Origin of the sequence: Aeromicrobium sp. (assembly GCF_036676885.1) — a bacterium.
GTDB lineage: Bacteria > Actinomycetota > Actinomycetes > Propionibacteriales > Nocardioidaceae > Aeromicrobium.
In genome coordinates this window covers 1-5,774 of the sequence record NZ_JAKFCB010000126.1, presented here as the reverse complement: position 1 = coordinate 5,774, position 5,774 = coordinate 1, and the positions used below count along the sequence as shown (strand labels likewise).

Annotated in this window: 6 protein-coding genes; 4 read left to right on the top strand and 2 right to left on the bottom strand. The window is 70.5% G+C overall.

The window, feature by feature from the left end:
* The coding region (nagA, locus tag V6M46_RS06540; protein WP_332663018.1) for an N-acetylglucosamine-6-phosphate deacetylase at positions 1-1,200 on the bottom strand (1,200 nt) is incomplete at its 3' end.
* A 117-nt stretch (positions 1,201-1,317) separates the two neighbouring features.
* Between nagA and V6M46_RS06535 the strand changes: the two genes are divergently transcribed.
* The 4 genes from V6M46_RS06535 to V6M46_RS06520 all read left to right on the top strand — a co-directional run bounded on the left by V6M46_RS06535 (position 1,318) and on the right by V6M46_RS06520 (position 5,224).
* The gene (locus V6M46_RS06535) at positions 1,318-2,043 is read left to right on the top strand and encodes a GntR family transcriptional regulator (RefSeq protein WP_332663015.1); all 726 of its coding nucleotides are present in this window, start codon (positions 1,318-1,320) and stop codon (positions 2,041-2,043) included.
* Positions 2,044-2,080: 37 nt separating this feature from the next.
* Entirely contained in the window at positions 2,081-3,337 is a 1,257-nt protein-coding gene (locus V6M46_RS06530) for a PTS transporter subunit EIIC (protein WP_332663011.1), read from the top strand.
* Positions 3,338-3,435: 98 nt separating this feature from the next.
* On the top strand, positions 3,436-3,927 hold the full coding sequence (locus V6M46_RS06525) for a PH domain-containing protein (RefSeq protein ID WP_332663009.1): 492 nt from the start codon (positions 3,436-3,438) through the stop codon (positions 3,925-3,927).
* Complete coding sequence (locus V6M46_RS06520) at positions 3,911-5,224, top strand: PH domain-containing protein (RefSeq protein ID WP_332663007.1); 1,314 nt, start codon at positions 3,911-3,913, stop codon at positions 5,222-5,224. Before V6M46_RS06525 ends, V6M46_RS06520 begins: the two co-directional genes overlap by 17 nt.
* 160 nt (positions 5,225-5,384) lie before the next feature.
* On the opposite strand, the gene V6M46_RS06515 is transcribed toward V6M46_RS06520, so the two are convergent.
* On the bottom strand, positions 5,385-5,774 hold a 390-nt coding region (locus tag V6M46_RS06515; RefSeq protein WP_332663004.1), incomplete at its 5' end, for a tRNA-dihydrouridine synthase.

Sequence of the window (5,774 nt, the reverse complement as noted above, 5' to 3'; positions counted from 1 at the left end):
GAACTTCCCGGAGGCCACGGTGGCTCCCGGTCCTTCGTGAATCGTGCCTTCGGCCGACCAGACCCGGGCGCCGCCGAGCCAGGTCGTACGCGCGCGCAGGTCGTCGCCCAGCAGGACGAGGTCTGCCCGCGCCCCCGGCTCGATCCGGCCGAGGTCGGTGAGCCCGAGCGCGTCGGCAGGCGTACGCGTCGCCGCCCGGATCGCCGCGACCAGGTCGATCCCGAAGTCGACCGCGTGGCCGATGTTGGCGTCGAGCGGCTCGTCGGCGCCGGCGATCGTCCCGTCGGCGCGCAGCGGCGGGCTGCCGGCGATCACCTCGAGCTGGTCGCCGCCGAGCTCATAGACACCGGGCGGCATGCCGAGCGCCGCCACGGCGTCGGTCACGAGCATGACGCGGCCGGCCGCCGCCGCGAACGCCAGGCAGACGGCCGCGGGCTCGACGTGGTGTCCATCGACGATCATGCCGACCGTCAGCCGCGGATCCGTGAGCGCGGCACCGACGACCCCGGGGGCACGGTGGTGGAACGGGCTCTGCGCGTTGTAGAGGTGCGTGACGAGCGTGGCGCCGGCGTCGGCCGCGGCCCGGACCTGGTCGTCGGTGGCATCACTGTGGCCCACGGCCACCCGGACGCCCACGGCGACGAAGTCGGCGATCGCCTGCAGGGCTCCTTCGCGCTCCGGGGCCAGCGTCACGTACGAGATCGCGGGCGCGAGCTGGATCAACGGCGCGATGCGCTCCGGCGTCGGGTCGACGAGCAGCGCCTCGCGGTGGGCGCCGCGCCGCCTCGGCGACAGGAACGGGCCCTCGACGTGCGCGGGCAGGAGCCTGGTCGCCGATCCGGTCGTGTTGCTGACCGCGCGCGCGGCGTCGTAGCGCGTCACCTGCTCGACGAGCTGGTCCACCGTCGCGGTGATGAACGTCGGCACCATCGCGGTGACCCCGGTCGACAGCATCCGCTCGGCGACGCTGCGCACCTCGTCGGCGCCGGCGTCCGCGAAGTCGACCGAGAACGCGCCATTGATCTGCGCATCGATCAGTCCCGGAGCGAGGATCCCGTCGTCGAGCTCGACGTCGGGCGTACGCGGTGATGCGCCGCGTCCCACGGCGCTGATCCGCTCGCCGTCGAGCTCGATCCAGCCTGCGCCCGACTCGTCATCGGGCAGCCCCACGAGTCGTCGAGCCGCTACGAGCTTCGTCACCGGTTGGCCTCGATTCGTCTGCAAAGGGGTTGACATGCCGGGCTGTTCCCGTCCATCCTCACTGGTACGTACCGGATCGTACCAGCGGTTCGGACGCCCGTCGAGAGGAGTTGTCGCATGCTGAATGACGGCCTGCTCCCCAAGCACGCACAGCTTCGAGCCGCGCTCCTGAAGACGATCGAGGAGGAGCTCCAGCCGGGCGCGATGATCCCGTCCGAGCGTGACCTCACGATCCGTTACGACGTCAGCCGGGCCACGGTTCGCGCCGCGATCAGCAGCCTGGTCAACGAGGGCCGCCTCACGACCGTGCCGGGCCGCGGCACGGTCGTCACCCGGCCCCGCGTCGAGAGCAACCTGCACCTGGCGTCGTTCACGCAGGACATGCGGCAGCGCGGTCATCGCCCCAGCACCGAGGTGCTGTCATGCGCCGTGGTCGCGGCCGGCGAGACGACCGCCAAGGCGCTGGGCCTCAGCCCCGGAGACCGGGTCTGGGAGATCGAGCGCCTGCGCCTGGCTGACGACGAGCCCATGGCGCACGAGATCAGCTGGTATCCGGAGGCTGTCTTCCCGGCGCTCGGCGACGAAGACCTCAGCGGGTCGATCTACGCGATCTTCGAGTCGACGTACGGGGTCGTGATCACGGAGGCCCGGCAGACCACCTGGGCCGAGCAGGCGGGTCACGCGTACGCGCACCTGCTCGAGGTCGCCGAGACCGCGCCGGTCATGGTCTTCGACCGGGTCGGGTCCTCGAGCGAGGGACCCGTGGAACAGACCATCAGCCGCTATCGCGGCGATCGCTACCAGTTGTCGATGAGCCTGCACCGCGGCCCGTCCGCACGTTGAAGTCCGGAGCACCACCAACACCGAGGAGAAGTTGCACATGACCGCCATATCCGCAGGACGACAGGGCCTCCCGGGCCTCGCCTCCGTCCAGAAGTTCGGCCGCAGCCTGATGCTGCCGATCGCCTCCCTGCCAGTCGCGGCGCTGCTGCTGCGCCTCGGCCAGCCGGACCTGCTCGGCGCTGACGGCCTCGGCTGGGTCAAGGTTTCCGCCGTCGTGGGCGCTGCCGGCAATGCCTTGTTCGCCAACCTGCCCTTGCTGTTCGCGGTCGGCGTGGCGATCGGCATGGCCAAGAAGGCCGACGGCTCGACCGCGCTGGCAGCCGTCGTCGGCTATCTCGTGTTCAAGAGCGTGGGTGATGCGCTCTCGCCGTTCATCCTCGACCCGCCCGCTGAGGGCGGCACGCAGGAGCTCATCAACTACGGCGTCCTCGGGGGCATCGTCATGGGCATCACGAGTGGCCTGCTGTGGCAGCGGTACTACCGGATCAAGCTGCCCGACTACCTCGCGTTCTTCGGCGGCCGCCGGTTCGTGCCGATGATCACTGCGTTCGCCGCCATCATCATTTCCGTGCTGTTCAGCCTGGTCTATCCGGCCTTCGACGCAGGGCTGACGAATGTCTCGGACTGGGTTGCCGACAACGACGTCATCGGCGGCTTCGTCTACGGCACGCTCAACCGCCTGTTGATCCCGCTGGGGCTGCACCACATCCTCAACTCCGGCCCGTGGTTCCTGTTCGGCTCGTTCGAGGGCGCCAGCGGAGTCGTGCACGGCGACATCCCGCGCTTCCTCGCCGGCGACCCCACCGCGGGCGCGTTCCAGACCGGCTTCTTCCCGATCATGATGTTCGCCCTGCCCGCGGCCGCCCTCGCGATCTGGCAGGAGGCCAAGCCGGCCCAGAAGAAGGCCGTCGGCGGCATCATGATCGGCGCCGCGCTGACGAGCTTCCTGACCGGCGTGACCGAGCCGCTCGAGTTCTCGTTCATGTTCGTCGCCTTCCCGCTGTACGTGATCCACGCCGTCCTGACCGGCACCTCGATCGCGCTGACCAATGCGCTCGACATCAGGGACGGCTTCGGGTTCTCTGCCGGCCTGTTCGACTTCGTGCTCAACTGGAACATCGCCGACAAGCCCGGGCTCCTGATCGTGATCGGGTTGGTCTACGCGGTGGTCTACTACTTCCTGTTCCGCGCCGTGATCCGGTGGTGGAACCTGAAGACGCCGGGCCGCGAGGAGGAGGGCGACGACACGTCGATGACGGATTCCCTCATCGACCAGCCGTCGGATCGCCCGTGAGAGCCGGCTCGCCGGGCACCTCTCCGCTGCCGGCGACCTGACCCGTCGTAGCGCCCGCCGTACGCACGTACGGCGGGCGCTCCGCGTAGGGTCGCGACGTGGACGATCTCTTCACTCCCCCGTCAGGCGAATGGCAACGCGTCTCGCCGAAGCTCGCGACGATCCGGCGCATCCTGATCCTGGTCCCGGTGTCCGTCGTCGCCCTCGTGCAGCTGGTCCTGATGCTGGCGATGCCGGACGTGTGGTGGATCGGGGCGCTGGTGATCGTCATCGCCACTGCCGCCGCCGGGTGGGGCTGGGTCTGGGCCGGGCGCAACCAGCGCAGCTGGGGCTATGCCGAGAACGCCGACGACCTGCTCGTCACCAGCGGCGTGATGTTCAAGCGGCTCGTCGCGATCCCCTACGGACGCATGCAGTTCGTCGACGTCGAGGCCGGCCCGCTCGCCCGGGCGTTCGGCGTCGCGACCGTCACGCTGCACACCGCGAGCCCCGAGACCGCGGCGGACATACCCGGGCTACCTGCTGCGGAGGCGACGCGCCTGCGCAACCGGCTGACCGAGCTCGGTGAGGCCCATGGCGCCGGGGTCTGATGCGTCGCCCGAGGCCCTCGGCCTCCGTACGCATCCCCTGACGTCGGTCGTCCAGGGCGCGCTCTGGGCCGCCGCTGCGTCGGTCGGCCTGATCAGCTCGATCTTCACCGGCGACGGCTGGGGCGACATGAGTGCGCTGCTCAGCCTGGTCATCTCGCTCGTCGGTGGACTCGTCGTCGGCATGGGGGTCGGATACCTGAGCTGGCGGTTCACCCGCTACGTCATCGACGGCACCGAGCTGCGCATCAACAGCGGCATCATCACGAAGGCATCGCGCCGCATCCCTTACGAGCGCATCCAGTCGGTCGACATCGCGGAGCCGCTGGTCGCCCGGTTGTTCGGGCTCGCCGAGCTGCGGATCGAGATGGCCGGCGGCAGGGACTCGCGTACGTCGCTGCGCTTCCTCAGCCTCGACGATGCGCGCGACCTGCGCCGGGTCCTGCTGGCCCGAGCGCACGGCTCGCCGCAGGACGCGCCGGCCGAGGAGCACCGCAGCATCATCACGGTCGTCACGCCGCAGCGCGTCATGATCGGCACCCTGCTGTCGCTCGACTTCCTGTTCGCGGCCGTGGGGACGATCGCCCTGCTCGTCGGGGCGATCTGGTTCGGCCAGGTCATCGTCCTGCTCGGCGGCATCATCCCGCTCGGCTCCTGGATCGTGCAGATCGTCGGCAAGCGCGTGCTGCAGCAGTGGGACTTCACGCTCTCCCGGGGTGAGCGCGGCCTGCGGATCGAGCGCGGGCTGCTGTCGCGCACGTCCCAGACGATCCCGTATGCGCGGGTGCAGGGAATCGCGATCAAGGAACCCTACGTCTGGCGGAGATTCGGCTGGCTGCGGCTCGAGGTCGACGTCGCGGGCTATGCCGCGCACGGCGACGACGAGGGCGTCGACTCGTCGTCGATCCTGTTGCCGATCTCCGACCGCCCGCTCGCCGACGCGGTCATCGCCGAGCTCATCCCGGGCTCGGCGGTCGAGAGCGTGCCACGCACGGCGGCACCACGGCGCTCGCGGCTGTTCGCCCCGATCGGCTGGCGCTTCCGCTGGGTCGGCGCCAACGAGCGTACGTTCGTGGCCCGCGAGGGCTGGATCGAGCGCACGACCAACATCGTGCCGCACCACAAGACGCAGTCCGTCGAGCTGCGGCAGGGCCCGCTGCAGCGCAGGCGGCGCCTCGCGACGATCGAGGTGCACACACCGCAGGGCCCCGTCGACGCCGACGGCCGCAACCTCGACGAACGTGACGCCCGCGCCGTGGCGCTGGCTCAGCTCGAACGCGCCCGCGCGGCGCGGGGCTAGGGCGCGTCTGCCAATTGGCGGTCGGTCAGGGTGCGTGGCATCCGCGCCCGGCTGACAAGGCAGAGGAGGGAGGCGCACCGGGGTTGTGCGGCGACCGACGATAACGCCGTCAGGCGGGATGCGGGGCCGCGCGCCCCGGCCGTGAATTGGCAGACGCGCCCTAGCCGCCGCTGGTGCCGTCCTCGGCGTCGGGATCCATCGGCGCGATCATGTCGCGGGAGTCGAGCCAGCCGTCCGGCACCGAGACCTTCTTGGGTGTCCCCTGCCGGCCGCGCGGAGTGCCGAGCTCATCGAGCGGATAGGGCTCGGTGGGGTCCAGGCGGGCCAGCAGCTCGTCGAGGTCGGCGTACGACGACACCATCCCCAGCCGGCTGCGTACGTCCTTGCCCGCGGCGAAGCCCTTGAGGTACCACGCGATGTGCTTGCGGAACTCGATGCAGCCGCGCTCCTCGCCCATCAGGTCACCGAGCAGCTCGGCGTGCCGGCGCATGACCCCGGCGACCTCGCCGAGGGCCGGCAGCTCGACGACCTGCTCGCCTGAGAAGGCGGC

Coding starts and splice junctions, on each gene's coding strand:
- V6M46_RS06520 (WP_332663007.1), top strand. CDS start 3,911: ATGGCGCCGGGGTCTGATGCGTCGCCCGAGGCCCTCGGCCTCCGTACG.
- V6M46_RS06530 (WP_332663011.1), top strand. CDS start 2,081: ATGACCGCCATATCCGCAGGACGACAGGGCCTCCCGGGCCTCGCCTCC.
- V6M46_RS06535 (WP_332663015.1), top strand. CDS start 1,318: ATGCTGAATGACGGCCTGCTCCCCAAGCACGCACAGCTTCGAGCCGCG.